General features: G+C 37.1%; 1 protein-coding gene. It reads right to left on the bottom strand.

Translation table 11 applies throughout. The features are described 5' to 3' along the window. Positions 1-372: integrase core domain-containing protein (locus AC27EF_RS13635; protein WP_487111304.1), on the bottom strand; the 372-nt coding region annotated here is incomplete at both ends.

The following is a 372-nucleotide window of genomic DNA, read 5'->3' as shown; positions in this document are numbered from 1 at the left end:
CGTATTCAGTTGGAGACAAATATCCACAATGACTGTGAATGCGTATGGTATTGTAAAATGTTTCGATGTATTCAAAAATCAATTTATATGCATGCGTGTAGTTGAAGATTTTAAACCGATGAATCCATTCTCTTTTCAAGAGTGCATGGAAGGATTCGATGCAAGCATTATCCCATGGATATGCTTTCTTCGAATAACTACGAACCATTCCTTTCGTTGCTTTTTGAAAGGCTTCCGATACATACTGACATCCCCTGTCACAGTGAAAAATCAACGGTTTCTCAACATTTCTTACATGTTTTGCTTTTTCAATACATTCTACTACATGGGATGCCCCCAGTGTTTCACTCAATACCCAGGAAATGATTTTTC

It is taken from the genome of Anaerostipes stercorihominis (genome assembly GCF_057535655.1).
Note: the sequence above shows the minus strand (reverse complement) of the source record. Positions and strands in the feature narration are given on the sequence as shown.